The organism is Rhizobium sp. 862_C5_N1_2, from assembly GCF_051811205.1.
GTDB classification, from domain to species: Bacteria; Pseudomonadota; Alphaproteobacteria; order Rhizobiales; family Rhizobiaceae; genus Rhizobium; species Rhizobium leguminosarum.
Genome location: NZ_JBPWPT010000001.1, coordinates 1,616,782 through 1,643,456, shown reverse-complemented (window position 1 = coordinate 1,643,456; position 26,675 = coordinate 1,616,782). Strand labels below are relative to the sequence as shown.

The window sequence follows — 26,675 nt, the reverse complement described above, 5'->3', positions numbered from 1 at the left end:
AGAAATTGACGGACACGTCAAAAAACCTGGTTAATAAAATTTTATTCCAGACCTATCGAATTTCAGGTGGGCTTTTGGGTTTTCATTCCAAACATTGCAGAAGCTGTATCAATCCGACAACAGTGGCAGTTTTCGCCCGCTGGAGCTTCGCATGAGAGCAATCCACAGGATGAAGTGCTGAAAATGCGCCGTTTCACGCGCGAACCGGACGAATCACAACAAAAAAGACGCGCCGGCGGAGGGCGCGTCTTTGAAATAACTTACCAAAATGGGTCCGTGAAACTTACCCGGCTTCGCTCACCCTGGAAAGAGCGGTCCTCAGGCTTGCGATCTGCCCCTTCAGTTCCTCGAGACGATCGCGCTCGGCCTCGACCACTTCGGGATTGGCGTTGGCGACGAACTTCTGGTTGGAGAGCTTGCCGTCGATGCGGGAGATCTCGCCTTCCATCTTGGCAATCGCCTTTTCGAGACGGGCCTTTTCGGCGGAAAGGTCGATCAGCTTGCCGAGCGGCAGGCAGATGGTCGCTTCAGCGACGACGATCTGAGCGGCACCCTTGGGCGCATCGTCAGCCAGCGATATCGCCTCGACGCGCGCAAGCCGCTTGATGGCGGCGTCGTGGCGGAACAGCCGTTCACGCGTCAGGTTGTTGGCCTTGACGACGACGAGCGGGGCTGTCGCCGATGGCGGGACGTTCATTTCAGCGCGCACCGAGCGGATGCCGGAGACGAGGTCGATCAGCCAGTTGATCTCGTCGGCCGCCCCGTCGTCGGCATAGGACGGCGCCGGCCATTCGGCGTGGCAGACCAGTGTGTCGCGCTCTTTGCCTTCGCCTGCCGTATGGGCCCAAAGCTCTTCGGTCATGAAGGGCATGAAGGGATGCAGCAGCTTGTAGATCTCTTCGAGAATGTAGGCGCTGCAGGCCTGGGCTTCCGCCTTGGCGCCCTCGTCCTCGCCGTTGAAGACCGGCTTCAAGAGCTCGAGATACCAGTCGCAGACCTCGTTCCAGACGAAGCGATAGAGCGCGCCGGCGGCATCGTTGAAGCGGAAGGCTTCCAGCGCTTCCGTAACGTCACGTTCCGTACGGGCAAGTTCCGTCAGGATCCAGCGGTTGATGGTAAGCTCGGCCGCCTCGGGTACGAAATGCGGGTCGCTCTTTGCCCCGTTCATCTCGGCGAAGCGCGTGGCGTTCCAGAGCTTGGTGCCGAAATTGCGGTAGCCGGCGATGCGGGCCGGATCGAGCTTTACGTCGCGGCCCTGCGCCGCCATGATTGCCAGGGTGAAGCGCAGCGCGTCGGCGCCGTATTCGTCGATCAGTTCCAAGGGATCGATGACGTTGCCTTTCGATTTCGACATCTTCTGCCCATTCTTGTCGCGCACCAGCGCGTGGACATAGACGGTCTGGAAGGGCTCGACCGGTTCGCCATCCTCGTCCTTCATGAAATGCAGGCCCATCATCATCATGCGGGCAACCCAGAAGAAGATGATGTCGAAGCCGGTAACAAGAACGTTGGTCGGGTAATAACGCGCCAGCTCCGGCGTCTCGTCCGGCCAGCCGAGCGTCGAGAAAGGCCAGAGTGCCGAGGAGAACCAGGTGTCGAGCACGTCCTCGTCACGCGTCAGGATCTCGCCCGGCTTGAAGTTTTCGAGCAGGTCCTCGACATAGGCCTTCATCGGCCCCTCATGCGAGAGGTAATGCTGGATCGCCGCCTGCAGCGCCTCCTCCTCGGTCTTTTCGACGAAGACCTGGCCGTCCGGGCCGTACCAGGCGGGAATCTGGTGACCCCACCAGAGCTGACGGGAGACACACCAGGGCTGGATGTTTTCCATCCATTCGTAATAGGTCTTGTCCCAGCTCTTCGGCACCATCCTGGTGCGACCTTCGCGGACCGAGGCGATCGCCGGTTCGGCGAGCGTCTTGGCGTCGACATACCATTGTTCGGTCAGCCGCGGCTCGATCGGCACGCCGCCGCGGTCGCCGTGCGGTACCATGTGCTTGTGCGGTTCGATCTTGTCGAGAAGGTCGGCCTCTTCGAAAATCTCGACAATGACCTTGCGCGCATAGAAGCGGTCCTGCCCTTCCAGGCGGTCCCAGGCGCCATGCAGCGCCGCCGGATTGTCGAGGCCTTCGAGGAAATCCTCATTGTCCTTGATGGTGATCGTGCCGTCGATATTCAGGATGTTGATCGAGCGCAGGCCAGCCCGCTTGCCGACGTCAAAGTCGTTGAAGTCATGCGCCGGCGTGATCTTGACGGCACCGCTACCTGCCGTCGGATCGGCGTAGCTGTCAGCAACGACCGGAATGCGGCGGCCGACGATCGGCAGGATGACATGCTTGCCGATGATCGACTTGTAACGCTCGTCCTCCGGATTGACGGCAACACCGGTATCGCCCAGCATCGTTTCCGGACGCGTGGTGGCAACGACCAGATAGTCGCGCGTTTCCCATTCGGTCGGCTTGCCTTCCTCGTCGAAAGCGATCGGGTACTGGTAGGTGACACCCGGCTCGAGCGGATAGCGAAGATGCCAGAGATTGCCCTTGATCTCATGCTGTTCGACTTCAAGATCGGAGATCGCCGTCAGCAGCTTCGGATCCCAGTTGACGAGGCGCTTGTCCTTGTAGATCAGCCCTTCCTTATAGAGCGTGACGAAAACCTCGAGAACGGCCTTCGACAGGCCCTCGTCCATGGTGAAACGTTCGCGCGACCAGTCGCATGACGCACCCAGACGCTTCAGCTGGTTGAAGATCAGGCCACCCGATTCCCCCTTCCATTCCCAGACCTTGTCGATGAAGGCTTCGCGGCCCATGTCGCGGCGGCTGGGCAGCTGCTGTTCCATCAGCTTGCGCTCGACGACCATCTGGGTGGCAATGCCGGCATGGTCCATGCCCGGCTGCCAGAGCACGTCCTTGCCGCGCATGCGCTCGAAGCGAACCAGGATGTCCTGTAGCGTGTTGTTCAGTGCGTGCCCCATGTGCAGCGAACCGGTGACATTCGGCGGCGGGATCACGATGGTGAAGGTCTCCGCTCCGGGCCGGGCGTTCGCGCCGGCACGGAAGGCATCCGCCTCGTCCCATTTCGCGGCGATTTTCGGTTCGACGGCGGCGGAATCATAGGTCTTGTCGAGCATTTTATGACCAATTTCGAGGTTCGAGGTGGCGTTTGTAAATAGGATGGTCACGGCCAAGTCAATAAAAAAGCCGCCCCGGAGACCGGAGCGGCTTTTCAAGAAAAAGCAATCCGATCAGCGGCGCGGGCCGCGTGCCACGCGCTCGATTTCTTCGCGCACCAACCGCTCGACCAGTGTCGGCAGATTATCATCAAGCCATTCGCGCAGCATCGGGCGCAGCATGTCCTCTGCGATCTCGTCCAGCGACCGGCGCTCTGCGCCGTCGATTGCCGCGGCGAGCTCCTCGAAAGAGCGGCTGATCTGCAGGCCGGCATCCTCCGAAAGCAGCGTCGGCTGGACCTCGTCCAGAACGCTCGGCAGGAAACGCTCGGTCGACGACTGAGCGGGCTCCATAGCCGGCGGCGCTGTTTCGACGGCAGGCGCCGGCTCGGCGACGGCCACCCCAGGCGTTTCCGTCGACACCGGCTCGGCCGGCTGCTGGATAGCAACATGCTGAACGGGCGCTGCGGCAGCGGGGAAAATAGGCTGTGGTTGCGGTTGCGGTGCCGCGGCGCGCGGCGGTTCCGGCATCACGGCCGGCGGCGGTTCGGGCTGGCGGAAACCGCTCGGAATTTCGCGCAGGGCTTGACCGGCCTGCACGGCGCTGCGCTCGGAGGCGGCGCGCACGCGGGCGGCGACATCGGCAAGCGACAGGGCGCGGGCCGGTACTTCTGCTTCGGGGGCGGTGCCGGCCGAATTGGCGGCGACGAAACGCGGATCGGAGGAGCGCATGACCGGTTCGGGGAATTCCACGCCGGCATAGGTGTCGTCGACCGTCAGATGAATTTCGGAGCCGTTGTCATCCTCATCGGCGCCGTAGACCGGCGGCAGGGATGCGGAAATCGCCTTGCCGGCGCCGGGCTCATTGCTTTCGATGATCTGGCGGATGGAGGCCAGAATTTCTTCCATGGACGGTTCACGCGCTACACTTGGCTGAGCCATTTCTATCCCCGTTATCCCAAAACAACGACCGGATGGTGTGGAGCATTCATCCGAATCACCACGACCTTAGAATACCCCAGGCGTGAAAAAAATCATCGCGAATCAAATGAATGCCGCCATGCACAGTTTTGTTACCCAATGTTTGCCACCCGCAAAGCCTGTCGCGATTTTGCTGCGGCGACATCCATGAAACAGAACTTGAAGCGCACGGCCTCTATCCAGTCCGCCGTGGTCGCGTCAGCGTAAATGATGTTTGTGAAGGCTTTCCAGCGGCATTGATAAAAAACGGGCGCCGATGGCGCCCGTCGCTGAATTTCGTCGATAAGAACGATGTCAGAAAACGAATTCACGCGCCTTGGCGAAACCCGGCAGCGGCTTGACCGAGGCATTGAAGAAGACATTTTCCGAAACAGCGCCGCGCTCGGCGACGAAGACCTTGGCGCGGGCGGCATTGCCGTAACCTTCGACCGTGATCAGACGGCCACCATCGCGCAATTGACCGAGAAGAGTTGTTGGAACCTCTTCGACGGCGCCGTTGACGAAGATCAGATCATAGGGAGCGCCGGCAGCGTAGCCATTTTCGAGCGGGCCGGTCACAACTTCGACCTTGGCGTATCCGGCAAGCTGCGTCTTCGCCTCGGCGGCGAGCGCCTCGTCGCATTCGAGCGCGATGACGGAGCCGGCAATGATCGACAGCAGCGCCGATGTGTAACCCGTGCCGCAACCGACTTCGAGTACGAAATCATCCTTGGTGATCGCGGCCAGCTGCAGCAGCTTGGCGAGTGGCGACGCCTCCATCAGGAAGCGGGCCGGCTTTCCCGGTGCGGCGGCTGATATCTCGACATCGTTGTCGATATAAGCCAGCAGCTTCGCCTTCTCCGGCACGAAAGTCTCACGCGGCACCGTGAGAAACGCCGTCAGCACGGAATGCGAGGTAACGTCCGTCGTGCGAACCTGGGTATCGACCATCTTTGCGCGCGCTGCTTCGAAATCCATCATGTCCTCTCGCTCTTAAAAAGCGGTTCCTGTCCCTCGTCTCTTAATCTCCACCACGGATGCTTTCAAGGCTTGGCAGCCGCAGGCGGAAAGAATCCGGCCGGCGCCTCTTCCGTGCCACAGGAGACAGGATGGACGCTGCAACTCCAGCGTGGAACCTTCCGCCCCCTCATGTTATGATTTGCAACGGAGGAAATAGGAGGAGCAGGCCATGTCTGCGATTTTTGAATATTTCACGCTGTTCGATTTTTTCATCGTCGCAGCGCTGATTGGCATATTCTGCTGCGGGCTGCTGGACGGCGAAACGACCTGGAGGCGATAGGGCGCCGAAGCGCATTCGGAGATATCCCCCGCATCGCGGCTGCGGCAATTCATGTCGGCGGGCGCAGGTCTGACATGCGTTCTTTTCCTTTGAAATCCAGCCTTCGACAGCCGCATGCGCATTAACGTTACGTCAACCATTTTGTTGCTGCGCCCTCGCCTTCCGCTATGGGTGTGCGCATGCAAACCTTTCTGATCCAATCGCGCGGCATAGAAGCGCTTCACTACAACGCCGATGCCCGCCTGCTGCTGATCAAATACAGCAGCGGGCGACATTCGCAGCTTCACCCGCATTTCGCCGCAGGGCATGCGACGGCTGCTCGGCGCCGGCCCCGAAATCGATGACGGGCCTGAACTGAGCGATCTGGAATATCAGGCGGAAATCCGCAAGGGCGGCCTGAGGGCGCTCTACCGACTCACGGGAATCAATCCGTCACAGTTCGATTTTTCGCCCGGCCAGCGGATCTGGTAGCATCGCAAACGCCGATGCCGCACCGCTGCGCCAGCGGCGTTTCACATTAATTCTATCATGTGGAAGAATGTTGGAGGCCTCGCCCGGAATTGAACCGGGGTACAAGGATTTGCAGTCCTCTGCGTCACCACTCCGCCACGAGGCCTCACGCGCTCGTTATCTGAGCCGTGGCGAGCGTTTAGAATGATCGTAAGGAAATCGCAAGAGGGCATTTCGGAAAAACGCCATTCCGCAGTTGCTGAAACGACCATTTTTCCATCCCCAAACGGAGTGGGCGCAGGCTGGAATTTTCACGGCCGTAACGATGCCCCATTTCCTGCCAATGATTGCATTTGAAACAAATTCTTGACTTGACTTCGATCATCGTCCGGGCCTCAATTATCCTCGGGAGGGTATAGGAGCTTGCGATGGATTGGGCTGCCCTCAAATCGAAGCACGTGCATGCGGCATTCGATGCCGAAACCCGGGATCTGCATGTAAAATTCCCCGGTTCTCCGCCGGTGAAACATGCAAATATTCCGCTGCACGTCTACCAGAACCTGCTGGAAACGGATGATCCGCACTTCTATTACAAATATTATATAGCGCCGTCTCGCGTATCACCGGGCCGTCGACAACCGGTCTCCGTGGCATCCTACGCAGTGAAGCTCGTCCTCCTCCTTGCCGTTTGCAGCCTGTTGCTGGCGACCAGCCTCGATCCGGACCATGGCGGGGTTTTCGAGGAAAGCGAACTCAGATCCAACTAGACGCGAATCTGGATGAGCTGCGCCCCCAGCCCAATCTCCGGGCCTGCGACAAGGCGGCTGGTTCCGGCGTCGAAATTGTCGCTCCTGTTCTGAGAACGGTAGCGCCGATTGTCCCGCTCGCGGTCGTTCCTCCCGTCGCGCTCATTCCGGCCGTTGAAATTGCGATAGTTTCGAGGTCCGCTATTGCCGCCTTGGCCGTGATCGACCACGCAGCCTTCAGGACGGCGACAGATGCCGCGAGCGTCAAAACCGCCGCTGTCTACTTGGGCCTCGGCGGAAATGGCTGAGAGAACAGCCGCTGCCGACAGGGCGACAACAAAAAATGCCTTCATTTCCTCACCCGGACCATCGTGACGCAATTTTGCGTTTTACATTCGATAAACCACGAAAGCGAAAAGCGATCCACAGTTCCACACCCACCTTGCCCATCAGCCAGCCGGGTTTCGCCGCCTGTGCCACCAGACAGCCAGCCGCCGCCGAAGCCGGCGCGCGAACGGCAGATCATGCGAGAGCACCAGGAAGCCGAGCGGCAGCATCCAGAAGCCGAGAATGGGCAAGAAACCCAGCAAGCCGCAGAAAATGAGGGCCACGCCGAGTGCCATCCGCGCGATGCGCGAGCGTGGCATGCCGATGCTGAAGGAGCCGAGCACAAGCCTGCCGCTTGCATGATCGATGCCGAAGCGCCGTGCCCGCGTCTTGCGCTTTTCGCCACCACTTGTCTCACTGCGATCATTCACATTTGTCATTCCCAAGAGATGGGCGCAGGCACCCCAAATACAAGTTCATTTCATTTTTTTGAAAAAACCGCTTGGCAAATCGGGAAAGCGTTTGTATTAGCCCACTCACACCGCGCCAAGCAGTGATCCCTGGTAGCTCAGCGGTAGAGCATTCGACTGTTAATCGACAGGTCGCCGGTTCGAATCCGGCCCGGGGAGCCATTTTTCAAGTAATCGCCTGTTTCGTTGATAAATCCGAAAGCAGGCGTTTTCTTCCCCACTTTTCCTCCCGCTTTTGAATGCTCCCAAGGGCTTTTCGCGTTGGGCATCGCGGACAACGCGCTTTTTACGACGGATAGGCATTCGCTGGCCAACCAACCGGCGGCGGTGTAAAGCAAACGCCATGGCGCTAGATCCTGAAAAAGCATTTTTAGATTACAGTGCGGCGGACTGCAGCGTGCAGTTCTGGACCGCCAACGCACCGGCCGTGCAATTCACCTCTTTGGAAGCCGCCGTCAGATTCGCAAAAGACCATGGCGGCAGGTGGGAAGAGATTGAGATAACAGTCCATCTGCCGCGCGAGGACATCGTATTCGCCACCGGTAAAGTGCATCAACTCATTGACGCTTTGCCAGGTGATCTCCGGAAAAAACGGTAATGAGGTGGATTGGCCGTCAATAGAACCGGCTGGCGCGCTGCCGGGCCGTCTTGGCCAATTTTCAAAAAGTGTCTTGAACTTTCAATAGACGCTTTTTCTGTTCAGCTCAAAGCATCAGCTTGCCTCGCTCGGACCACGCCCGCAGCTCGCGGTGATGCAGCGAAACACATACTCTCGCCACAGCACCTGGATAAGATCACGGTCATGGCTCTCAGTATGGCGATAGGAATCGGAATCGGCGCGGCAGTCGGCCCGATACTGTTCGATGACGCCGCGATCGGCATCACATTCGGTGTCGCGATCGGCGCCGCGGTTGGGGCTGCCATCAAACAGAAGTGACGGCTTGCTGAACGCCAGCCTGACGCTCCGCCAGCTCCGGTTTGCTTGTACGGGCAAAGAGACGACTGCCTCTAGTAGCTGCACGAACGACCGTCGCCGGGTCGGAACCCATCGGCGCAGGCCGGGTTCATTGAATCTCCCGGCTGATATCCTGATGCCGTGCCATAGGAATTCGGTGGTGTCGAGCAGGCCGAGATGATGGCGGCAAGACTGATTGCCCCGGCTGCTACAAATGCCCGAAATTTCTTCATCGATGCCTCTCCAGTTTGGCTGTGACCGAGTGACGAGAGCTTCTGCTCTCTCCTGCCAAGATCACCTTGTCCCTCAAGATATGGCGCTCGCTTCGCCGGACGTCAGCTCCGAACGCGCAAGATTCTTATCGATCTCGATTAGCTCCGCATGAAGATTGTCGATGACCAAGCCGGCCGGGAACAAAGACCGTGGTTCAAAGTTGAGTGGCATCAACCACGTAACGTCAGTTTCTGACAGGAGGTCTTTCATGGGTCGCGGTATTCTGCTTTGGCTGCTTGGTGTTCCACTGCCGATCATCATCCTTCTTGCTCTGTTTATGCGATAGGGACGGATCATGTCGGTTTCAATGACAGGTTCCGGAGAGATTGCTACTCCGGTCGAATCCTCCAAATCGGCCATGACATGGGGGCCCATCTTCGGAGGCGCCGCTGCTGCCATCGGCGTGACCCTCATTCTTTTGCTGCTTGGATCCGGGGTTGGGTTGACGATGGTGTCGCCCTGGTCGGGGCAAAGCAGCTCGCTCGGCACGGTCGGGGTGACGGCGGCGATCTGGCTCGTTGTCGTGCAATGGCTCTCCTCCGGGCTCGGCGGCTATATCACCGGCCGGCTGCGCACGAAGTGGGCGGCTGTCCGCACCGACGAGGTATTCTTCCGCGACACGGCGCACGGCTTCATCAGCTGGGCGCTGGCGACGATTTTCGTCGCCGGATTTCTAGCCTCGTCGCTGACCTCTCTTGCCGGTGCGGGCGCACAGGCCGTCGGCTCGGCGGCCACCGCCGCAGGTTCGGCGGCGTCATCGACGGCATCGGTCGCGGATCTGCCCACCGCCTATTTTACCGACGCTTTGCTGCGTCCTGAACAGGCCCGTGCAGGAGCAACATCCGATGATGCTGCTGCAACGGCTGAGGTCTCCCGCATCCTCCTCAACGGTGCGGCTGCCGGCCAGATCCCGGATGACGACAAGGCCTATCTTGCCACCATCGTCTCTGCTCGCACCGGTCTTTCCGAGGCCGATGCACGCACCCGCGTCGACACTGTGCTGAAGCGCATCGACGACGCCAAGGTCGCCGCCCAGAAAGCCGCCGATGAGGCACGCAAGGCTGCCTCCACCACAGCATTGCTCGGCGCGTTGTCACTTCTGATCGGGGCATTCATCGCTGCTGCCGCCGCAGCGTTTGGCGGTTCGCAGCGCGACGAAGAGGAAGATCTCATCGTTACCTCCCGGATCTAAGATCGACGGAAATCGGGGCGCAGGGTCGAAAGGCCACGCGCCCCTTTATGTTGGGCCTCGGGTCTCCCGTGGTCGACTATCGGCCGCCCCCAGGTGGCCTCTTGCCCAGTTGCGGTTTATTTCGCATCGAGCGGAACATGTGGCCGTTGGGGAGCTTCGGTTAGGTAAAACCCTTTCCGGAGAATATAGATGGCCAAGAAGACCTCTCAAACCTCGCCCTCGGACAACGCAACGATCCATGATCAGAAACTGCACCGGGGTGCAGGCGGCGAGCTTCATCAGTTTGCCGAAGACGGCATGCCGGTGCTGACCACAGCGCAAGGTGGCCCCGTTTCCGACGATCAGAATACGCTTCGCGTTGGCGCCCGTGGCCCTGCCCTCATCGACGACTTCCACTTCCGTGAGAAAATCTTTCATTTCGACCACGAGCGCATTCCCGAGCGGGTCGTGCATGCGCGCGGTTACGGGGCCCATGGCTACTTCGAAACATACGAATCCCTGGCCGCCTATACCCGGGCCGATCTTTTCCAGCGGCCCGGCGAAAAGACGCTGGCCTTCGTCCGGTTCTCGACCGTTGCCGGCAGCAAGGGTTCCTTCGATCTGGCGCGCGACGTGCGCGGTTTCGCAGTGAAGATCTACACCCAGCAGGGAAATTGGGACCTGGTCGGCAACAACATCCCGGTCTTCTTCATTCAGGACGCGATCAAATTTCCCGACGTCATTCATTCCGTAAAGCCGGAGCCCGACAGGCAATTTCCGCAGGCGCAGTCGGCGCATGACAATTTCTGGGACTTCATTACCCTCACGCCCGAAAGCATGCACATGATCATGTGGGTGATGTCGGACCGCGCCATTCCGCGATCTTTCCGGTTCATGGAGGGGTTCGGCGTTCATACCTTCCGCTTCGTCAACGCAGCGGATGAATCGACCTTCGTCAAATTCCACTGGAAACCCAAGCTCGGCCTGCAGTCCGTCGCCTGGAACGAGGCAGTCAAAATCAATGGAGCGGATCCGGATTTCCATCGCCGCGACCTCTGGCAGTCGATCCATTCGGGAGCCTTCCCGGAATGGGAGCTCTGCGTGCAGCTTTTCGATCAGGACTTCGCCGACACGTTCGACTTCGACATTCTCGATCCGACGAAGATCATTCCGGAGGAGATCCTTCCGGTCAAACCGATCGGCCGTCTTGTGCTCGACCGCATGCCGGAGAACTTTTTTGCGGAGACCGAGCAGGTCGCGTTTATGACGCAGAATGTTCCCCCCGGTATCGACTTCAGCAACGATCCGCTGCTGCAGGGACGAAATTTCTCCTATCTCGACACGCAGTTGAAACGTCTGGGCGGTCCGAATTTCACGCATCTGCCGATCAACGCGCCGAAGTGTCCCTTCCACAATTTCCAGCAGGACGGCCATATGGCGATGCGCAATCCTGTCGGACGCGTCAATTACCAGCCGAATTCCTGGAATCAGGGGCCGCGGGAATCGCCGGTCCAGGGCTATCGCCACTTCCCGGCCGAGGAGCAGGGCCCCAAGGTTCGGCTGCGGCCGGAAAGCTTTGCCGATCATTACAGCCAGGCGCGACAGTTCTACATCAGCCAGACTCCGCCCGAGCAACGCCATATCGCTGCGGCGCTGATCTTCGAACTGAGCAAGGTCGAAACGCCGGTCATTCGTGAGCGTATGGTCTCGCATCTGATGAACATCGATGAGACGCTGGCCAGCAAGGTCGGCCACGCACTCGGCTTCAAATCGATGCCGAAGCCTGCCGATGCCGCCATGCCGACGCGGCAGGATCTCGAGCCGTCGCCGGCGCTCAGCATCGTCGAACGCGGTCCGAAGCGGTTCGAAGGACGCAAGCTCGGCATTCTTGTCAGCGATGGTACCGATGCCGCTATCTTCAAGGCGCTGCTTGCCGAGAACACCGAGCAGAAGGCAACATTCGAAGTGATCGCGCCAAAGATCGGCGGCGTGACACTCTCGGACGGCAATTGGATCGAGGCGCATCAGATGATCGACGGCGGACCTTCGGTGCTTTACGACGCCGTCGCCCTCCTCCCCTCGGCAGAGGGAACCGGCGATCTGCTGAAGGAGGCCACGGCCCGCGATTTCGTGGCGGATGCCTTCGTGCACTGCAAGTTCATAGGTTATGTGGAAACAGCGCTGCCGCTGATGCAGAAGGCCGGAATTGCCGATGCACTGGATGAGGGCGTGATTGCGCTCGGAGCAGCAAAAGATGTCACGGCTTTTATCAAGGCGCTTGGCAAACTGCGGGTCTGGGGCCGAGAGCCGTCGGTCAAATTGAATTGACCGTCTCGTCTTCATGTCCGCGAGAGAATGGCTAGTCGTCAGAATAAAACCCGCGGAAACGCGGGTTTTATGTCGTTTGCGGCGCCCTATCTATTCTGCCGAGGTGATGGAAGCCTCTCCGTCTTCCGTTTTACGCTGTGGAGAGCCGTATGCGCTGGCGCTTTCGACAGATCTCTGACTGGGCCGTCTCATGGGCAGGGCATCCTGCGGTCCCTGTCACGCTGGTCGCATTCGCAGTCATATGGACGGCAGTCGGTCTCAGCTTCTCCTTTCCACGCGGGTGGTTTCTGCTGACCAATATGATCGGTACCCTCATTATATTTTTTATCTTGCTGCTGGTGCAGCACTCCCAAAATCGGGACATGATGGCGCTTCATGCCAAGCTCGACGAACTGATCCGATCAAACAAGGCAGGAAACCACTGGATTGCGGTCGAGAAGAAAAACGCCGAGGCAATCGAGGGAATGCGCCGGCAACACCACGACCAAATCTCAAAGACGGCGAATTAGGCAGACGCTGCCTCTGCGGCAGATTTCTCATCCGCCTTTTCCTCGACGCATTCGGCTTTCTCGGCAAGGGTCTTGCTCATTTCCCTGAGTTCGCCCTCCTCCAGCTTTTCGATGCCGACAAACTTGTTGGCCGCCTGACTCGTCAGGATGAGTTCGTCAAGTTTGGCCTGCAGAGCCTTTCCGTCACGGTTCTGGCTGTTCTGCAACACGAACACCATCAAGAAGGTAATGATCGTGGTGGTGGTGTTGATCACAAGTTGCCAGGTTTCGGAATAGCCGAAAAAAGGGCCGGAAACCGCCCAGACAAGCACGAGCGCCAAAGCCGCTACGAAGGTGAACGGCTTTCCCGAGAGATCGGCGACGGCGGTAGCAAAGGAAGAGAAGAAGTTGGATTTGTTCGACATCTGAAACGCCTCGTTGGGTCGCAGCGTCAATGCTGTCAATCGACAACATCAACTCCACATCCGGGCCGAAGTTCCTGGCGCCGCCGATGTCAATCCAGAGGTCGGACGCCCATCTGCTTGCACCATGGAGAAGACTGCCGCTAAGCTGGATGTCTGATGAGAAAAGTGTCCATGCATTGAGAAGCCCGGTGGCTTGAAAAATATTGTGCACCGCAGCAACCATTTCGTAGACTGACGCGTTTAGTTCAGCATCACCGCCATCCCGGCTGCTGATTGGCGGAGACTTTCATGAGATCTATGTCAGACACCCTCGCACGCCTTGCTGCGCTGCGAGGAACCCTTCGCGCCCAACCCACGCAGGGCAGCCCCGATCTCGTCGCCTTGGACGCATTTGGCTCAAACCCAGGCGCCTTGGGGGGCTACACCTATTTGCCGTCGAAGCGCGGGAAAGATATGGCTCTGGTCGTTGTCCTGCACGGCTGTACCCAGACTGCCGCCGGGTATGATATCGGATCCGGCTGGTCTGGATTGGCCGAGGACTATGGCTTCGCGCTGCTGTTTCCCGAGCAGCGAAGGGCAAACAATGCAAATCTCTGCTTCAATTGGTTCAACCCGGAGGACATTCGCCGGGATCACGGCGAGGTCTTTTCCATTCGCCAGATGATCGCAAAGGTCGTCACGGAACACGGTATCGACAGCAGGCGCGTGTTCGTGACCGGGCTTTCGGCCGGCGGCGCCATGACCGCCGCCATGCTTGCCACCTATCCCGAGGTTTTTGCGGGTGGCGCGATCATTGCCGGCCTGCCATATGCAAGTGCTGCAACCATTCCCGAGGCGTTCGACCGAATGCGCGGCCATGGCGGCCCGACTGCCAAAGAGCTGGAACGGCGGTTGAGAAACGCTTCAGGACACAAGGGCCGATGGCCGACATTAGCAATATGGCAGGGAACCGCAGACAGCACCGTCGTGCCATCCAATGCGAATGCGATCGTGGAGCAATGGAAAAATATCCACGGCGTCGACGCATCGCCAAGGCGCGTCGAAGATTTCGGACGACATCAGCGAAAGGTCTGGACTGATGCTCATGGCGTTGAAGTGATCGAGCTCTATACGATTGCCGGTATGGGTCACGGCACGCCTCTCGATGTCGGCACCGGCTACGGGGCAAGCGGCCCCTTCATGCTTGACGTCGGAATTTCCTCGACCGTCGAAATTGCCAGGTCCTGGGGTCTGGTGCCCTCATTTGAAAAACGGCGCAACACGAAAGCCCCTGCTGCGCAACCGGAAAACGCTGCAGATCCATTCGGCACGGGCAGCGATCGTGGCGGCATTCAAAAAATCATTGAAGACGCCCTCCGGTCCGCCGGGCTGATGCGGTAGTCGCAAGGCACACGACGGCCATCGGCGAGATTGCCGCTATCGGTTTTGAGACTTGGGCAGTGGTCCGTTTTGATGGCTGAAGACCAGTTCGCTCTGGACATCTTGCTGAAACTGCAGCACCCGCTGACCGACATCGCTCTCCGGTATCCCGGCCGCCAGAAGCTGATCGGCAAGCCTCCGGCATTCGGCCTTCCAGAATTCTATCGCATCTGCGCCATGCCGGCGGCCGAGTTCGCGAGCGCAACGCTCAATATTCGCAATTCCGGTTCCAGCAGGAAAGGCAATAATTCTGCCTTCATTGGCGCCGGCAGGCCGGCGGGTCATTTCAGTAGCCATCGAACACAGGTTCCTTTGATCCTGTTCGTTGTCTACGAGACTATGGTTAACGCTTTCTATTTGCTGCAGTAAGAAGATCAATCAGGTGGAATTTTGGCGGGCCGCAACGTCACCAGACGATCGGATGGGTTTTGCCGGTGAGCACGTTGACGAACCCCTCCGGCGCCAGCTCCGACGGCGCGACCAGGACCCAGCGCCAGGGCGAGCAGGTCAGCGTCGCAAATGACAGGCGTTCGGGAAAGCCTGGCCACCATCGAGGTGAGAAGGTCGGCTCGTACATCCAGTCGATCCCGGCGCCGGCCGCATAAAGGGCCTGCATCTCCGCATCGAGCGCTTCTGCCGAACGCGCCGTCATCAGACCACCGACCTCGTATCGGACACGAGCAAGAATCTTGCCGCCGGAGACCAGCGCCCAGCCGCCCTGCTGCTCGTTCAGGGCATTCACGGCCATCGCCATCGCCTCGTCCGATGAGCCGACCGTCCAGATATTATGCTTGTCGTGCCCGAGTGTGGAGGCGAGCGCAGTCTCCGGCGTGCGCGGTCCGGTGCCCAGCCAGAACATCCTGGAGACCTTGGCCTCCCCGGAAAACCGGTCGACAATCGAGAATTTGGTGACATTGCGCGCGGGATCCCGCTGTACGGCGCCATCCTCCACCGGCAATTCCATGGTGATGAAATCGTCGTGCCAGTGAAACGGCCGCAAAAGTGCTGCGTTGACCGTGGTCCGGTTCGTCGGCGCCTCGATGCGGAAATCGTCAGCCGTGACCGTCCTGTCTATTTTCACGGTGCGCGTCGCCCATTGCGGCCAATCGATTTCGGGACGCACGCCAATGAATGTCGCACCCTCGGACACAGGACGCCCGTCCGCCCATACTTTTTCGATCGACAGGCTGGCGACGTCGCTGACAAGAACGAAATCGGCGAAACGGCCTGGCGCGATCGATCCGACCCACGGCGTCAGCCGCATGTGGCGTGCCGGATTGAGGGTGACGCACTGGATGGCGATCTCCGGCGCAAGGCCGTTTTCGATGGCGAGGCGGACATTGTGATCGGTCGCGCCGATTTTCAGTGTGTCCGAGGCGCTGCGGTCGTCGGTCACCAGAGCGATCTGCGACCAGTCCGTCAGCCCCTTGTCGATCAGCCCGCGGATCACCTCCGGCAGGGAATGCGGCCTCAGCTCGATGAAAAGACCGTGGAGGAGCTTCTGCCAGATCTCATCGAGAAACCAGCCTTCGTGATCGGAGGCGAGACCCGCTGCGGCGAAAGCATTGATCGAGGCCATGTCGCGCAGCCCGGCGCCGTGGCCTTCGACCACGCCGCGCTGCTCGAAGGTCGCGCCGATCATGCCCCATAGCCGATCGTAGGAAGGATTACCGGGATCGGATATGGACGGCCAGTCCATGACCTCGTCGAGCCCGGCGACCATCAGGCTTTCGGAAAGGAAGGCCTTCTGCTCATCGTAACCGAACCAGCCGCCACCCCATTCATAGGCGGTCGGTGGCACGGCGGAGCCAGGCAGGGGAAAGATTTTCATCGGCGATCCGCGCCGGCGCGCTTCCAGCCAGAATTCCAGATTGCGGGCGCCGTTGACGTTGGAAAACTCGTGGCTCGCCTCGCATGTCCAGGTCACGCCATGCGGCATCACCAGAGCCGCCTCCCATTCGGGCGTCAGGTGGGAGCTTTCGATATGTTTATGCGCCTCGCCGAAGCCCGGCACGGCCGCAAGATCCGGCTCGGATAAGCGCTCGCTCACCTCGCCTGCGTAACTGCCGGCGGGGCCGACATAGGCGATGCGGCGGCCCTTGATGACGATCTCCTGATCGTCGAGCCATTTCCTGGTGTGGACATCGAGCAACCTGCCCACGCGCAACAGCCTGTCGGCGGGCCGGCGTCCGAGCGCCGTCAGCACCAGATCCTGGCGCGTCAGCACCTCGTCGGACGCGTTGATTAGCAGATCATCTGGAAGAGCAGTGCGCGAAGTGGCCATGAATGAAATGCCCGTGAGAAGCTGGAACCGCCGGACCGTAAAGACCACACCCGGATGTGTAAAGCGCTGATGAACCACACGTTTCGTGAGCGGCGACAAGGCGTCGGCAACCGGGAGCTACTGACGGGATCGGTCTGGGAAAATTTCCCGCATAAGAGCGTATTTGCTCAATTATTGAGCTTGCGACCTGACCGATCAAAAAATAGTATCCCTCAAATCCAGGGGGTTGATCCCGATTATCAAATCCGTTTTTCACAGAAGGACATTGCTCATGAAGGCCAGACGTTTTGCCCGAATCCTGTCTCTAGCGCTGCTTGCCGCCGTCGGCAGCACCGTTGCGGCACATGCGCAATCGAAGACTCTGACCATCTCCTGGTGGGGCTATAATGGCGAGAAGATGAATGCGAACATCATCACGCCCTTCAAGAAGATCTGCGGCTGCGAGATCGTGTTCGAGACAGGTAACAATGCCGACCGGCTCAACAAGCTGAAACTGCGCGACGGCAAGGGCGTCGATGTCATCTATCTCACAGACAGCTTCTCGCAGCTCGGCATCGAACAGGGATTGTTCCAGGAAATCGATGCGTCGAAGATCCCCAACCTCGCTGATATCTACGAGCTGGGCAAGGCGCCTCAGGGCAAATACGGGCCTGCCTACACGATCGGACGCGTCGGCATTGTCTATGACTCCGCCAAGGTCAACCCACCGATCACCGCCTGGGGAGACCTGTGGCGCGAAGATCTGAAAAGCTCCGTCTCCTTGCCCGGAATCACCACTACGGCCGGCCCGCTGGTCGTGCTGGAAGCCGGCAAGCATGGCGGTGCGGATGCCTATGAAGACGCCGACAAGGCCTTTGCGGAAATCGAGGCACTCAAGCCCAATGTCGTCAAGAACTACAACACCGGCTCGGAGCTGGTGAACCTGATATCAACAGGCGAAGTTCGCGTTGCGCTGGCCCAGGACTTTACCCTGGCATCGATGCAGGCGGCCGTTCCGACGATGACATGGGCCAAGCTCAAGGACGGCGACATCGCGACGCTGAACACCGTGAACATCCCGAAGGGTTCCGAAAATGTCGAACTCGCCCATCAGTTCATCAACTTCATCCTGTCCAAAGAAGTCCAGCAGGCTGAAGCCGAACAAGGCGTCGACGCGCCGATCTCGACAAAGGTCAGCCTGACGCCGGACCAGGCGAAGATCTGGACCTATGGCCCGGATATGGTGGCAGGCCTTACCCGCATCGACTATGCCAAGATGAATGCTGCCAAGGCCGACTGGATCGACCGGTGGAACGAAGTCTTCGGTCAGTAAGCTGCGCGATATTCTCGGCCTGAGGCCGGTTTATTGCCGGACCTGGGCCAGACCTAGGCCAGACATGGAAGCGCCGCACGTCCGAGATGCGGCGCTCGTGATATCAGGACATGCCACGAGTTTTAAGATGAAGCATTTTGCCAGGTGGGGATTGACGATGCCGGCGACGATTGCCGTCGTTGTGCTTCTCATCGTTCCCGTCGCCATCACCATCGCGGCAACGTTCGCGGAGCCGAAGGGCGTGTTTGCGCCCTATGTGACATTCTTCAGCAGCGGTTTTCGCCGGGCGGTTCTTTATCGGACGCTGGAGGTCGCCCTGGTCACGACGGCGATTTCGCTCACTGTGGGCTTCATCACCGCCTATGTGATCGCGCAAATGCCCGGTCGCGCAAAGAGCATCATGATCATCGCAGCGGTTTTTCCGCTGCTGACGGGTGTCGTCGTCCGATCCTTCGCATGGCTGATCATTCTCGGGAAGAATGGCATCCTGAATGCCATGCTGATCTCGACCGGCATTATCGGGGAGCCGCTTTCGATGCTCTATACCGAAGGCTCGGTCATCGTCGCCATGGTCTATCTCTTCGTTCCCCTGATGATCCTGACGCTGGTCGGGGTGCTTGAAGGCATCCCGCGCGATCTGATCGACGCCTCCGCCTCGCTCGGCGCGAGACCACTGATGACATTCTTTCAGGTGATCCTGCCGCTCGCGACACCCGGCCTCATCGTCGGCGCGGTCCTGGTCTTCACCGGCAGCTTCACCTCCTATGCGACACCGCAACTGCTCGGCGGAGAAAAGCAGATGATGATGGGGACCTTCCTCTACCAGCGCGCCATGGTGACCTTCGATTGGGTGGGCGCATCGACGATCGCCGCCATCATGGTGGTGCTGACGCTCGGCGTCGTCCTCATCATGAGCCGCATCGCACGCCGGCTCAATCCGATGGCGGTATGATGGACAGGCGCGTTCACCCGATCCTCGCCGCCTTTGCGGCCTGCGTTTTCTTCTTCCTGCTCGCACCGCTGGTCATCATCGTGGGTGCGGCCTTCAGCGACACGACCTATCTGACCTTCCCGCCGCAGGGCCTGACATTGCGCTGGTTCGTCAATATCTTCGAGATCGAGGCCTTCCGCACGACCGCGCTGACCAGCCTGCAGGTCGCCTTTTTCGGTACGGCGCTGTCTCTGCTGATCGGTGTCCCGGCGGCCTATGCGATCAACCGCTACCGGGTGGAATTGCCGCGCTGGCTTTCCACCATTTTCGTACTGCCGATCCTGGTGCCGGAGATCGTCTTCGGATTTTCGCTGATGAAATCGGTCACAATTGGCCTCGGGCTTCCGATCTTCATCAGCCTGCTGGTCGGCCATGCGCTGCTGATCCTGCCCTATTCGGTGCGCGTCGTCGGCGCCAGCCTGGCGGCCTTCGATTTTTCCGTCGAGGAGGCGGCGATCAGCCTGGGTTGCCCGCCGCTGAAAACCTTCCTGACCGTGGTCCTGCCGAATATTCGGGCCGGGGTCATTGCCGCCTTCATCCTCGCCTTCATCACCTCGATCAACGACGTGTCGGTTTCGGTCTTCCTGACCGGGCCGGGCATCTCGACGCTGCCGATCCAGATCCTTGCGCATATGGAACAGTTCTTCGATCCGACGATCGCATCGGTATCGGTGCTGCTGATGTTCCTGACAGTCGGCGTCATGGCCGTCGTCGAGGCTACGCTCGGTCTCACCTTCCTGACAAAGTAGAACGCTCTTGACCGTATCCCTCACCATCGATTCCATCTCCGCCCATTACGGCAGCACCCAGGTGCTTAAGGACCTGTCGATCTCAGTCATGGCCGGGGAGCTGGTCTCCCTGCTCGGCTCCAGCGGCTGCGGAAAGACGACGACATTGCGCCTCGTCGCCGGTTTTCTGCAGCCGAGCAGCGGCAGCATCAAGCTCGGCGAGCGCGACCTCACCGGCCTTCCCGCGCATGCGCGCGACATCGGCCTGGTCTTTCAGAACTACGCGCTTTTTCCTCATCTGAGCGTCCAGGACAATGTTGCCTTCGGCCTGAGGCAGCGTCGCATTCCCCAGCCGGAACGGTCGAAAAGAACGATGGCCATGCTGGACCGCGTCGGCCTTTCGGCCTTCGCCGACCGGCTGCCGTCGGCCCTGTCAGGCGGCCAGAAACAGCGCGTGGCTCTCGCCCGGGCACTGGTCATCGAGCCGCCGCTTCTGATGTTCGACGAGCCGCTTTCCAATCTGGATGCAAAGCTCAGGATCGACATGCGCGTCGAGATCAGGCAGCTCCAGCGCGCCAACGGCACGACATCGCTTTACGTCACCCACGACCAGGAGGAGGCATTCTCGATCTCCGACAGGGTGGCGATCATGAATGCCGGGCGCATCATGCAGCTCGACGCGCCGGAGGTGCTGTATCGCCAGCCGACCAACGCTTTCGTCGCCCGCTTCGTCGGATTCGAGAACCTGATCGGCATGAAGGTGACCGCGCGCAACGGCGCGCTTGTGATGGCCGAGACGACCGGCGGAGCGCGGCTGCAGCTGTCACAGGAAACGTTCGGACCGATCAAGGACGACTTCGTGCTGGCCTGCCGCGCAGACGGTCTTGCCGTTAGCCGTGACGGTGGTGGCATCGCGGCCGTGCTCGGCACGCGCACCTATCTTGGCCGGGCCTATCAGTACAAATGCACGACATCAGCGGGAGAGATCACCGCCAATGGGGCTTTGTCCGACCCGCTGGAAACGGGGTCGTCCGCCGTGCTGATACCGCTCGCCGAGCAATGCTGCATTCTCGATCCGGAAGATTGAACCGCTGAGGAGAGACGATGACTAGTGCCATGGATCAAGATATCGATGCCGTTCTTGCCCATGTGGACGAAAGCCTCGATAGTAGCCTGGCGCGGCTTTTCGAGCTGATCCGCATTCCGAGCGTCTCGACCGACCCGGCCTATCGCGATCACTGCCGCACTGCTGCCGAATGGCTGAGCCGGGATCTGGCTGCGATCGGCTTCGAAGCATCGGTGCGTAAAACGACCGGGCATCCGATGGTCGTCGCCCATGAAAAGGCGGCGTCCGGACCGCATCTGCTGTTTTACGGCCATTACGATGTCCAGCCGGTCGATCCGCTGGCGCTGTGGACGAGCGATCCGTTCGAGCCCCGCATGGAAGCCTTGCCGAACGGCGATACCGCGATCGTGGCGCGCGGCGCATCCGACGACAAGGGACAGCTGATGACCTTCGTCGAAGCCTGCCGCGCTTGGAAGAGCGTCACGGGTAAACTGCCGGTGCAGGTGAGCATGCTGTTCGAAGGTGAGGAAGAGGCCGGCAGCCCGAGCCTCGCACCCTTTCTGGATGCTACGGCGGACGAGTTGAAGGCCGATGCGGTTTTCGTCTGCGACACGGATATGTGGGATCGCGAAACGCCTGCCGTCACGACGATGCTGCGCGGTATCTTTAGTACGGAAATCGAGGTCACCTGCGCCGATCAAGACCTGCATTCCGGCATGTTCGGCAATGCCGCGCGCAATCCGCTGCAGGTGCTGTCAGACGTGGTTTCGAGCCTGCGGCGTGCCGATGGCGGCGTCGCAGTCGAGGGTTTTTATGATGGCGTGAAAGAGCTCCCCGACGCTATCAAGGCGCTGTGGAAAAGACTGCCCTTCGACGAGGAGGCCTTTCTCGGCGATATCGGCCTGAGAGATCCGGCCGGCGAGGCAGACCGTTCTGTCCTCGAACAGATCTGGGCGCGGCCGAGTTGCGAAATCAACGGCATGAGTGGCGGCTATACAGGAGAAGGCTTCAAGACCGTCATTCCGGCGAAGGCAAGCGCCAAGATTTCGTTTCGCCTGGTTGAAGGGCAAGATCCTCAGACAATCCGTGATGCCTTCCAGCGGCACGTGCGCGCACGTATCCCTAGGGATTGTTCGGTCAGCTTCAGGGATTACGGGCTTTCGCCGGCAACCGTCATGCCGATCGACAGTCCGTTTCTCACCAGGACGCTTCAGGCGCTTTCGACGGAATGGCAATGCGAAGCTGCCCTTGCCGGCACGGGAGGTTCGATCCCCATCATCGGCGAATTCAATCGCCGGCTCGGATGCGATGCCCTCCTCGTCGGCTTCGCCCGCTTCGACAACCGCGTCCATAGCCCGAACGAAAAATACGATCTCTCAAGCTTCCATAAAGGCATGCGATCCTGGGTCCGTATCCTGGCCGCCCTCGCCGACTGACGCCGTAGCACTTTGAATTGCTGCATAATTTTATCCTTCGATCGATTCCGATTTAAGGAATTATGCCGTAGGCTATGGTGCAGCCAGCGCACCCCGCTGATCCTGCAGGCCGAGAATAACGGACAATCCCACATCGACACCGAGGCAGCAGAGACCACCGATGACGATATCAGCTCCCCGCGATTTTCTGAAAAGCCTGTTCGACGCGGCGGTTCGCGCCGCCGATCCGCTGACTGGCATCAAGGCGAACCTCCCTGATAGGCCGAAGGGAAGGACCGTGGTGATCGGCGCCGGCAAGGGCGCGGCGCAGATGGCGCGGGCGCTCGAAAGGGTCTGGGACGGAGCGCTCGAGGGTCTGGTGGTCACCCGCTACGGATATGGCTGCGAGACACGCGGCATCGAGATCTTCGAGGCCGCCCATCCGGTGCCGGATGCGGCTGGCCTTGCCGCCGCAAAGCGGCTGATGGAGACGGTGAACGGGCTGACGGAAGACGATCTGGTGATCGCGCTGATCTGCGGCGGTGGCTCGGCGCTGCTGCCCGCCCCGCCGGACGGGCTGACCCTTGAAGATGAGATTGCGCTCAACGAAATGCTGCTTGCCTCGGGCGCACCGATTTCGGCAATGAATGTCGTGCGCAAGCATCTCTCCACCATCAAGGGCGGAAGACTTGCAGCAGCGACCAAAGCGAGGGTCGTCAGTCTGATCGTCTCCGACATTCCCGGCGACAACCCTGCCCATGTCGCCTCCGGGCCGACGGTCCCTGATGGTTCGACACGGCACGATGCGCTCGAGATCATCAGGCAATACGGATTGCAGCTGCCGCAGGCCGCATTCGACCATCTGAACTCGCCGAAGGCCGATGCACCGCGACCGGACGATCCGGTATTCTTACGGCACGCGCATCACATCATCGCCTCCGCCGGCGTTTCGCTGGAGGCGGCGGCCGCACTGGCGAAGTCGCAGGGGATCGAGACGGCGATCCTTTCGGATGCGATCGAGGGGGAATCGCGCGACGTGGCGCTGGTGCATGCGGCGATTGCCCGCGAGGTATTGGGCCGCAACAGGCCGTTTTCCAAGCCGGTCGTCATCCTTTCCGGCGGCGAGACGACGGTGACGCTGAGAGCCAAGGGTGGCAAGGGCGGACGCAATGGCGAATTCGCGCTCGCCATGGCGCTTGCGATCGACGGACAGGAGGGTATTCATATCCTCGCCGCCGACACGGACGGGATCGACGGCTCGGAGGATAATGCCGGCGCTTTTGCCGATGGCGGCACGGCAAGGCGCCTTCGCGCCGCCGGGCTCGATCCGCGCCGGCTGCTCGACGGCAATGACAGCTATTCTGGCTTTGCGACCACCAGTGATCTCTTTGAAACCGGCCCGACCGGAACCAACGTCAATGATTTCAGGGCTATTCTGATCCGTTAGGATCCGGCGGCGATGGCGGATCAGGTCTTGATCCGCCCCTGCCCGACCAGCCAGCTGACCGATTCCTGCACTGCCTGCAGGGATGTGTATCTTGGGGTGTAACCCAGCAGGCGCCTCGCTTTGGCGATCGAGCAATTCGGGCTGCGGGCGATATGTTCCCATGTCGCCTTCGCATCCTCAGCCGTCTGACCTTCGGCCCAGGCGTCGAATGGCGCGAAGCTGAGCTTCGGCTCGTGCCCGAACCAGCGAGACATTGATTCGGCATAGCCGCGAAGGGTCAATGCCTGCTCCGAAACCGCGTGAAAACTTTCGCCGGTCGACGTGTTCCAGTTGGCGATCGCATCCATGAACATCGCCGCCACGTCATCGGCATGGACGTGATGAACGGTCTCAAGGCCGAAATTGGGCAGCGCCAGGACCTCTCCGCGGGCAAGGGTCGAAAAGACCTGCAGGTTGAAATTGCCGGCCGGATTGAGCGGCGCCCAGCCGGGACCAACAATATGGCCGGGATGGATGATGGTTGCCGGAAATCCGCGCAGCCTTGCCTGCTGCAGCAGATAGGTTTCGATCGCCGCCTTCTGCGTGCCGTACTCGCCGAAGGGAAATTTCGGCGCCTCTTCCAGTGTCGGCACGGCTGTCGGCTGGCCGTGCGTCCAGATCGTGCCGGTATGCAGGAAATGACCGACATGCCCCGATAGCGCCGTCACCAGGTGCTCGGCACTTTCCAGCGAGAAGCAGATCATGTCGATGACGATATCGGCTTTCACACCACGCACGGCCGGGCCGAAATCACCCGTCCGCTCCATGGCTGTCCGATCCATCTGACGCTGATCGACGGCAGCCCAGGCGTGGTTTGCCGTATAAGGCTTTGCCGTGCCGCGGCTGATCGTAACGACGTCGTGGCCGGCTTCCACCAGACGGGGAACGAGATAGGTTCCGACATGGCCCGTTGCCCCGATTACCAAAACCCGCATCATCGCTCCTCCCTTTGCATTTCCGTGTCGAATACGCTGCGCTTAGCTGATCCTGCAAGCAGACTTTTCGTGATCAATTCGGCTCAACCAGGCCCGCTATTCCTGAAAACAAGGCAGGTGCCGCCCTGTTTGCGGATCTGGTTGCAGAGGTCGTTGGCTTCCAGGCGTGTCTGCCGGCCGATGCGGGCAGCATAACGCGGGCGAAAACCAAAGCTGCGATCGCGCTGGCGCAGGATCAGCGGCTGCTCCGCATTCAGGGGCGCGGGCAGATCCTGCACTGCATCGAGAAACATGCGCCTGACTACCGCGACATTCGCATTCGCCGCAAGCTGGACGCCCCAGGGCGCCCATTCACCCTCCTGACGCCAGGGCGTGTCCTTCAACGTCCGTCTCTTCGCAAGCGCCACGCAAGCATCGAGGAAGGACTTGTCCTTGTCGAGCGGGGCAGCCGCATCTTCCGGAGGATTATCCTTCCATTCCTCGATGGTATGCGCGGTGATTGCCAGGACGTAACCGCGTGTCTCGTAAGGTAATCTCCCTGACGTTAGGTAAGAGGAAAGTCCGTTTTCGCCAGCATTATAGGCGGCGGCGGCAAGGCCGAGATTGCCGAAACGATTGCGCAATTCGTCGAGATATTGAGCCGATTTCCGCAGGGCTTCCAACACCTGGTAGCTGTCTTCAAGACCGCGCAGTTTCGCCGTTCCGGGCATGAACTGCGCAATGCCCTGCGCTCCTTTGAAGCTGACTGCATCGGGGCGAAAGGTGCTTTCCCGCCAGATGAGACGGGCGAAATAATCCGGCGGCAATTGATTGGCGCTGGCGAAATGCTCGATCGCGACGCAAAGGTCTCGATTGAAACTGTCCTTACGGATGCAAAGCGTCTCACCCGATTCCGACGCCGAAGTCCCCGAATAGAGACAGGCCGGCGCCCCAGCGCTTCCTTCCGGCTGGGCCCTTACCGTGTCTAGTTGGGAAAACAGAAGGCAGAGCGAAAGCATGGCTTTCGCCGATCTCCTCCCCATGTCGGACTGACATTTCCGGCCTATCATCGGATCTCGGCGGGTTCGAACTTCCATCGCGACGCTGAATTCTCAATACCATCGATACGGGTAGGAAGCTTCCCCCATTTCCCTCTCTGCACCAGGTTTCTAATTTCGCCAGCAATTTTGGAACAGATATATTCGACCTGCCACGGTCGCAGCGTCATCCTCTTCACCAGGACTATCTAAGCGAACGAGGATAAGCAGATGATTGATCTCCACTACTGGCCGACGCCGAACGGCAAGAAGGTTTCGATCTTCCTGGAGGAAACCGGCACGCCCTACCGGCTGGTGCCGGTCAATATCGGCCGGGGCGACCAATTCAAACCTGATTATCTCAAACTCAACCCCAATCACCGCATGCCGGCCATCGTCGATCACGAGCCTGCCGATGGCGACGGTCCGTTGAGCGTGTTCGAATCCGGCGCGATCCTCTTCTATCTCGCCGAGAAGACCGGTAAATTCTGGCCGCAGGATCTGCGCGGCAAATACGAGGTCACGCAATGGGTGATCTGGCAGATGGCGAACCAGGGGCCGAAACTCGGCGAAGCCGGTCATTTCCGTCGCCTTGGCGATCGCGAAGGCGACCAGTCCTATGCGGTGCGGCGCTTCACGGACGAAGCCAACCGCCTCTACGGCGTTCTCAACATGCGGCTTCGCGACCGGCGCTATCTGGCCGGTGAGGAATTCACCATCGCCGATATCGTCAGCTATCCCTGGACCGTCAACTGGCAGGCACAGGGTCAGGACATCGACGAGTTCAAGCATTTCAAGCGATGGTTCGAGGAGGTCGGCGCACGGCCTGGTGTCCAACGCGGCCTGGCGGTCGGCGCCGATCTTGGCACCGACAACAGTAAGCTCTCCGAAGAGGAGCAGGCGCGCATCCGCAAGATCCTCTACAACCAGCGCGCCCTTCCCGTTCCGGATTGAGCATCGGCTG

The 26,675-nt window shown here is 60.0% G+C and carries 26 protein-coding genes, 2 tRNA genes and 1 pseudogene; 16 read left to right on the top strand and 13 right to left on the bottom strand.

Translation table 11 applies throughout. The annotated features are described in order from the left end of the window. Positions 1–283: 283 nt before the first annotated feature. From ACD590_RS08330 to ACD590_RS08320, 3 genes are all read right to left on the bottom strand, one after another. Positions 284–3,127, bottom strand: a complete 2,844-nt coding sequence (locus ACD590_RS08330) for a valine--tRNA ligase (RefSeq protein ID WP_168299226.1) — start codon at positions 3,125–3,127, stop codon at positions 284–286. A gap of 114 nt (positions 3,128–3,241) precedes the next feature. Beyond that, a complete protein-coding gene (locus ACD590_RS08325; RefSeq protein WP_439002418.1) occupies positions 3,242–4,108 on the bottom strand; it encodes a PopZ family protein in 867 nt (288 codons plus the stop codon). A gap of 333 nt (positions 4,109–4,441) precedes the next feature. Then, positions 4,442–5,107: a protein-L-isoaspartate O-methyltransferase family protein gene (locus tag ACD590_RS08320; protein WP_197728250.1), complete on the bottom strand. Its 666-nt coding sequence runs from the start codon at positions 5,105–5,107 to the stop codon at positions 4,442–4,444. A 486-nt stretch (positions 5,108–5,593) separates the two neighbouring features. On the opposite strand from ACD590_RS08320, the pseudogene ACD590_RS08315 reads away from it, so the two are divergent. Continuing rightward, a pseudogene (locus tag ACD590_RS08315) lies at positions 5,594–5,897 on the top strand (hypothetical protein). Positions 5,898–5,968: 71 nt separating this feature from the next. On the opposite strand, the gene ACD590_RS08310 reads toward ACD590_RS08315, so the two are convergent. Beyond that, positions 5,969–6,042, bottom strand: a tRNA-Cys gene (locus tag ACD590_RS08310). Positions 6,043–6,304: 262 nt separating this feature from the next. Between ACD590_RS08310 and ACD590_RS08305 the strand changes: the two genes are divergently transcribed. Beyond that, positions 6,305–6,643 carry a KTSC domain-containing protein gene (locus ACD590_RS08305; protein WP_130652269.1) on the top strand — a complete coding sequence of 113 codons (339 nt, stop codon included), beginning with the start codon at positions 6,305–6,307 and terminating at the stop codon, positions 6,641–6,643. Here the strand turns inward: ACD590_RS08305 and ACD590_RS08300 are convergent. Together ACD590_RS08300 and ACD590_RS08295 are read right to left on the bottom strand one after the other, a co-directional pair. Beyond that, the gene (locus tag ACD590_RS08300) at positions 6,640–6,975 is read right to left on the bottom strand and encodes a hypothetical protein (protein ID WP_018241781.1); all 336 of its coding nucleotides are present in this window, start codon (positions 6,973–6,975) and stop codon (positions 6,640–6,642) included. The two genes, ACD590_RS08305 and ACD590_RS08300, sit on opposite strands and share 4 nt — an antisense overlap. A 96-nt stretch (positions 6,976–7,071) precedes the next feature. After that, the gene (locus ACD590_RS08295; protein ID WP_018241780.1) at positions 7,072–7,389 is read right to left on the bottom strand and encodes a hypothetical protein; all 318 of its coding nucleotides are present in this window, start codon (positions 7,387–7,389) and stop codon (positions 7,072–7,074) included. 117 nt (positions 7,390–7,506) lie between these two features. Between ACD590_RS08295 and ACD590_RS08290 the strand changes: the two genes are divergently transcribed. From ACD590_RS08290 to ACD590_RS08280, 3 genes are all read left to right on the top strand, one after another. Then, positions 7,507–7,581: transfer RNA gene (locus ACD590_RS08290), tRNA-Asn, on the top strand. Positions 7,582–7,762: 181 nt separating this feature from the next. Further along, on the top strand, positions 7,763–8,017 hold the full coding sequence (locus tag ACD590_RS08285; protein WP_018241779.1) for a hypothetical protein: 255 nt from the start codon (positions 7,763–7,765) through the stop codon (positions 8,015–8,017). Between the two features lie 9 nt (positions 8,018–8,026). After that, a complete protein-coding gene (locus ACD590_RS08280; RefSeq protein ID WP_130652266.1) occupies positions 8,027–8,356 on the top strand; it encodes a hypothetical protein in 330 nt (109 codons plus the stop codon). 71 nt (positions 8,357–8,427) lie between these two features. On the opposite strand, the gene ACD590_RS08275 is transcribed toward ACD590_RS08280, so the two are convergent. Beyond that, positions 8,428–8,607, bottom strand: coding sequence for a hypothetical protein (locus ACD590_RS08275; protein WP_018241777.1), 180 nt, complete (start codon positions 8,605–8,607; stop codon positions 8,428–8,430). Between the two features lie 73 nt (positions 8,608–8,680). After that, on the bottom strand, positions 8,681–9,007 hold the full coding sequence (locus ACD590_RS08270; RefSeq protein ID WP_439003568.1) for a hypothetical protein: 327 nt from the start codon (positions 9,005–9,007) through the stop codon (positions 8,681–8,683). Here ACD590_RS08270 and ACD590_RS08265 point away from each other — a divergent pair. The 3 genes from ACD590_RS08265 (at position 8,943) to ACD590_RS08255 (ending at position 12,655) form a co-directional block, all read left to right on the top strand. Further along, entirely contained in the window at positions 8,943–9,839 is an 897-nt protein-coding gene (locus tag ACD590_RS08265) for a hypothetical protein (RefSeq protein WP_439002417.1), read from the top strand. The two genes, ACD590_RS08270 and ACD590_RS08265, sit on opposite strands and share 65 nt — an antisense overlap. A 189-nt stretch (positions 9,840–10,028) precedes the next feature. Continuing rightward, positions 10,029–12,146: a catalase gene (locus ACD590_RS08260; protein ID WP_439002416.1), complete on the top strand. Its 2,118-nt coding sequence runs from the start codon at positions 10,029–10,031 to the stop codon at positions 12,144–12,146. A 149-nt stretch (positions 12,147–12,295) separates the two neighbouring features. Continuing rightward, positions 12,296–12,655, top strand: coding sequence for a low affinity iron permease family protein (locus ACD590_RS08255; protein WP_439002415.1), 360 nt, complete (start codon positions 12,296–12,298; stop codon positions 12,653–12,655). On the opposite strand, the gene ACD590_RS08250 is transcribed toward ACD590_RS08255, so the two are convergent. Continuing rightward, the gene (locus ACD590_RS08250; protein WP_018241771.1) at positions 12,652–13,059 is read right to left on the bottom strand and encodes a low affinity iron permease family protein; all 408 of its coding nucleotides are present in this window, start codon (positions 13,057–13,059) and stop codon (positions 12,652–12,654) included. The two genes, ACD590_RS08255 and ACD590_RS08250, sit on opposite strands and share 4 nt — an antisense overlap. Positions 13,060–13,347: 288 nt before the next feature. Between ACD590_RS08250 and ACD590_RS08245 the strand changes: the two genes are divergently transcribed. Next, positions 13,348–14,439: an extracellular catalytic domain type 1 short-chain-length polyhydroxyalkanoate depolymerase gene (locus ACD590_RS08245; RefSeq protein WP_026230561.1), complete on the top strand. Its 1,092-nt coding sequence runs from the start codon at positions 13,348–13,350 to the stop codon at positions 14,437–14,439. 36 nt (positions 14,440–14,475) lie between these two features. Here the strand turns inward: ACD590_RS08245 and ACD590_RS08240 are convergent, their stop codons facing one another. Beyond that, positions 14,476–14,775: a DUF6074 family protein gene (locus tag ACD590_RS08240; RefSeq protein WP_028732131.1), complete on the bottom strand. Its 300-nt coding sequence runs from the start codon at positions 14,773–14,775 to the stop codon at positions 14,476–14,478. A 109-nt stretch (positions 14,776–14,884) separates the two neighbouring features. Continuing rightward, a complete protein-coding gene (locus ACD590_RS08235) occupies positions 14,885–16,762 on the bottom strand; it encodes an adenine deaminase (protein WP_439002414.1) in 1,878 nt (625 codons plus the stop codon). A gap of 271 nt (positions 16,763–17,033) precedes the next feature. Here ACD590_RS08235 and ACD590_RS08230 point away from each other — a divergent pair, with 271 nt between their 5' ends. The 6 genes from ACD590_RS08230 to ACD590_RS08205 all read left to right on the top strand — a co-directional run bounded on the left by ACD590_RS08230 (position 17,034) and on the right by ACD590_RS08205 (position 23,721). Then, positions 17,034–18,074, top strand: coding sequence for an ABC transporter substrate-binding protein (locus tag ACD590_RS08230; protein ID WP_018241767.1), 1,041 nt, complete (start codon positions 17,034–17,036; stop codon positions 18,072–18,074). Positions 18,075–18,201: 127 nt separating this feature from the next. Further along, a complete protein-coding gene (locus ACD590_RS08225) occupies positions 18,202–19,026 on the top strand; it encodes an ABC transporter permease (RefSeq protein WP_018241766.1) in 825 nt (274 codons plus the stop codon). Then, positions 19,023–19,814 (top strand): ABC transporter permease, encoded by a 792-nt coding sequence (locus ACD590_RS08220; RefSeq protein ID WP_026230563.1) that lies wholly within the window; start codon positions 19,023–19,025, stop codon positions 19,812–19,814. Before ACD590_RS08225 ends, ACD590_RS08220 begins: the two co-directional genes overlap by 4 nt. Before the next feature lie 7 nt (positions 19,815–19,821). Further along, a complete protein-coding gene (locus tag ACD590_RS08215) occupies positions 19,822–20,880 on the top strand; it encodes an ABC transporter ATP-binding protein (RefSeq protein ID WP_439002413.1) in 1,059 nt (352 codons plus the stop codon). A gap of 17 nt (positions 20,881–20,897) precedes the next feature. Continuing rightward, on the top strand, positions 20,898–22,295 hold the full coding sequence (locus ACD590_RS08210; RefSeq protein WP_283186466.1) for a dipeptidase: 1,398 nt from the start codon (positions 20,898–20,900) through the stop codon (positions 22,293–22,295). A 160-nt stretch (positions 22,296–22,455) separates the two neighbouring features. Beyond that, positions 22,456–23,721, top strand: coding sequence for a glycerate kinase type-2 family protein (locus ACD590_RS08205; protein WP_439002412.1), 1,266 nt, complete (start codon positions 22,456–22,458; stop codon positions 23,719–23,721). 20 nt (positions 23,722–23,741) lie between these two features. Here the strand turns inward: ACD590_RS08205 and ACD590_RS08200 are convergent, their stop codons facing one another. Both ACD590_RS08200 and ACD590_RS08195 read right to left on the bottom strand, forming a co-directional pair. Beyond that, the gene (locus ACD590_RS08200) at positions 23,742–24,698 is read right to left on the bottom strand and encodes an NAD-dependent epimerase/dehydratase family protein (protein WP_439002411.1); all 957 of its coding nucleotides are present in this window, start codon (positions 24,696–24,698) and stop codon (positions 23,742–23,744) included. Positions 24,699–24,778: 80 nt separating this feature from the next. Further along, a complete protein-coding gene (locus ACD590_RS08195; protein ID WP_439002410.1) occupies positions 24,779–25,771 on the bottom strand; it encodes a lytic transglycosylase domain-containing protein in 993 nt (330 codons plus the stop codon). 171 nt (positions 25,772–25,942) lie between these two features. On the opposite strand from ACD590_RS08195, the gene ACD590_RS08190 reads away from it, so the two are divergent. Further along, positions 25,943–26,665: a glutathione binding-like protein gene (locus ACD590_RS08190; protein WP_018241759.1), complete on the top strand. Its 723-nt coding sequence runs from the start codon at positions 25,943–25,945 to the stop codon at positions 26,663–26,665. The last annotated feature ends 10 nt before the right edge of the window (positions 26,666–26,675 follow it).

Coding starts and splice junctions, on each gene's coding strand:
- ACD590_RS08330 (WP_168299226.1), bottom strand. CDS start 3,127: ATGCTCGACAAGACCTATGATTCCGCCGCCGTCGAACCGAAAATCGCC.
- ACD590_RS08325 (WP_439002418.1), bottom strand. CDS start 4,108: ATGGCTCAGCCAAGTGTAGCGCGTGAACCGTCCATGGAAGAAATTCTG.
- ACD590_RS08320 (WP_197728250.1), bottom strand. CDS start 5,107: ATGATGGATTTCGAAGCAGCGCGCGCAAAGATGGTCGATACCCAGGTT.
- ACD590_RS08305 (WP_130652269.1), top strand. CDS start 6,305: ATGGATTGGGCTGCCCTCAAATCGAAGCACGTGCATGCGGCATTCGAT.
- ACD590_RS08300 (WP_018241781.1), bottom strand. CDS start 6,975: ATGAAGGCATTTTTTGTTGTCGCCCTGTCGGCAGCGGCTGTTCTCTCA.
- ACD590_RS08295 (WP_018241780.1), bottom strand. CDS start 7,389: ATGACAAATGTGAATGATCGCAGTGAGACAAGTGGTGGCGAAAAGCGC.
- ACD590_RS08285 (WP_018241779.1), top strand. CDS start 7,763: ATGGCGCTAGATCCTGAAAAAGCATTTTTAGATTACAGTGCGGCGGAC.
- ACD590_RS08275 (WP_018241777.1), bottom strand. CDS start 8,607: ATGAAGAAATTTCGGGCATTTGTAGCAGCCGGGGCAATCAGTCTTGCC.
- ACD590_RS08265 (WP_439002417.1), top strand. CDS start 8,943: ATGTCGGTTTCAATGACAGGTTCCGGAGAGATTGCTACTCCGGTCGAA.
- ACD590_RS08270 (WP_439003568.1), bottom strand. CDS start 9,007: ATGGCCGATTTGGAGGATTCGACCGGAGTAGCAATCTCTCCGGAACCT.
- ACD590_RS08260 (WP_439002416.1), top strand. CDS start 10,029: ATGGCCAAGAAGACCTCTCAAACCTCGCCCTCGGACAACGCAACGATC.
- ACD590_RS08255 (WP_439002415.1), top strand. CDS start 12,296: ATGCGCTGGCGCTTTCGACAGATCTCTGACTGGGCCGTCTCATGGGCA.
- ACD590_RS08250 (WP_018241771.1), bottom strand. CDS start 13,059: ATGTCGAACAAATCCAACTTCTTCTCTTCCTTTGCTACCGCCGTCGCC.
- ACD590_RS08245 (WP_026230561.1), top strand. CDS start 13,348: ATGAGATCTATGTCAGACACCCTCGCACGCCTTGCTGCGCTGCGAGGA.
- ACD590_RS08240 (WP_028732131.1), bottom strand. CDS start 14,775: ATGGCTACTGAAATGACCCGCCGGCCTGCCGGCGCCAATGAAGGCAGA.
- ACD590_RS08235 (WP_439002414.1), bottom strand. CDS start 16,762: ATGGCCACTTCGCGCACTGCTCTTCCAGATGATCTGCTAATCAACGCG.
- ACD590_RS08230 (WP_018241767.1), top strand. CDS start 17,034: ATGAAGGCCAGACGTTTTGCCCGAATCCTGTCTCTAGCGCTGCTTGCC.
- ACD590_RS08225 (WP_018241766.1), top strand. CDS start 18,202: ATGAAGCATTTTGCCAGGTGGGGATTGACGATGCCGGCGACGATTGCC.
- ACD590_RS08220 (WP_026230563.1), top strand. CDS start 19,023: ATGATGGACAGGCGCGTTCACCCGATCCTCGCCGCCTTTGCGGCCTGC.
- ACD590_RS08210 (WP_283186466.1), top strand. CDS start 20,898: ATGACTAGTGCCATGGATCAAGATATCGATGCCGTTCTTGCCCATGTG.
- ACD590_RS08205 (WP_439002412.1), top strand. CDS start 22,456: ATGACGATATCAGCTCCCCGCGATTTTCTGAAAAGCCTGTTCGACGCG.
- ACD590_RS08200 (WP_439002411.1), bottom strand. CDS start 24,698: ATGATGCGGGTTTTGGTAATCGGGGCAACGGGCCATGTCGGAACCTAT.
- ACD590_RS08195 (WP_439002410.1), bottom strand. CDS start 25,771: ATGGAAGTTCGAACCCGCCGAGATCCGATGATAGGCCGGAAATGTCAG.
- ACD590_RS08190 (WP_018241759.1), top strand. CDS start 25,943: ATGATTGATCTCCACTACTGGCCGACGCCGAACGGCAAGAAGGTTTCG.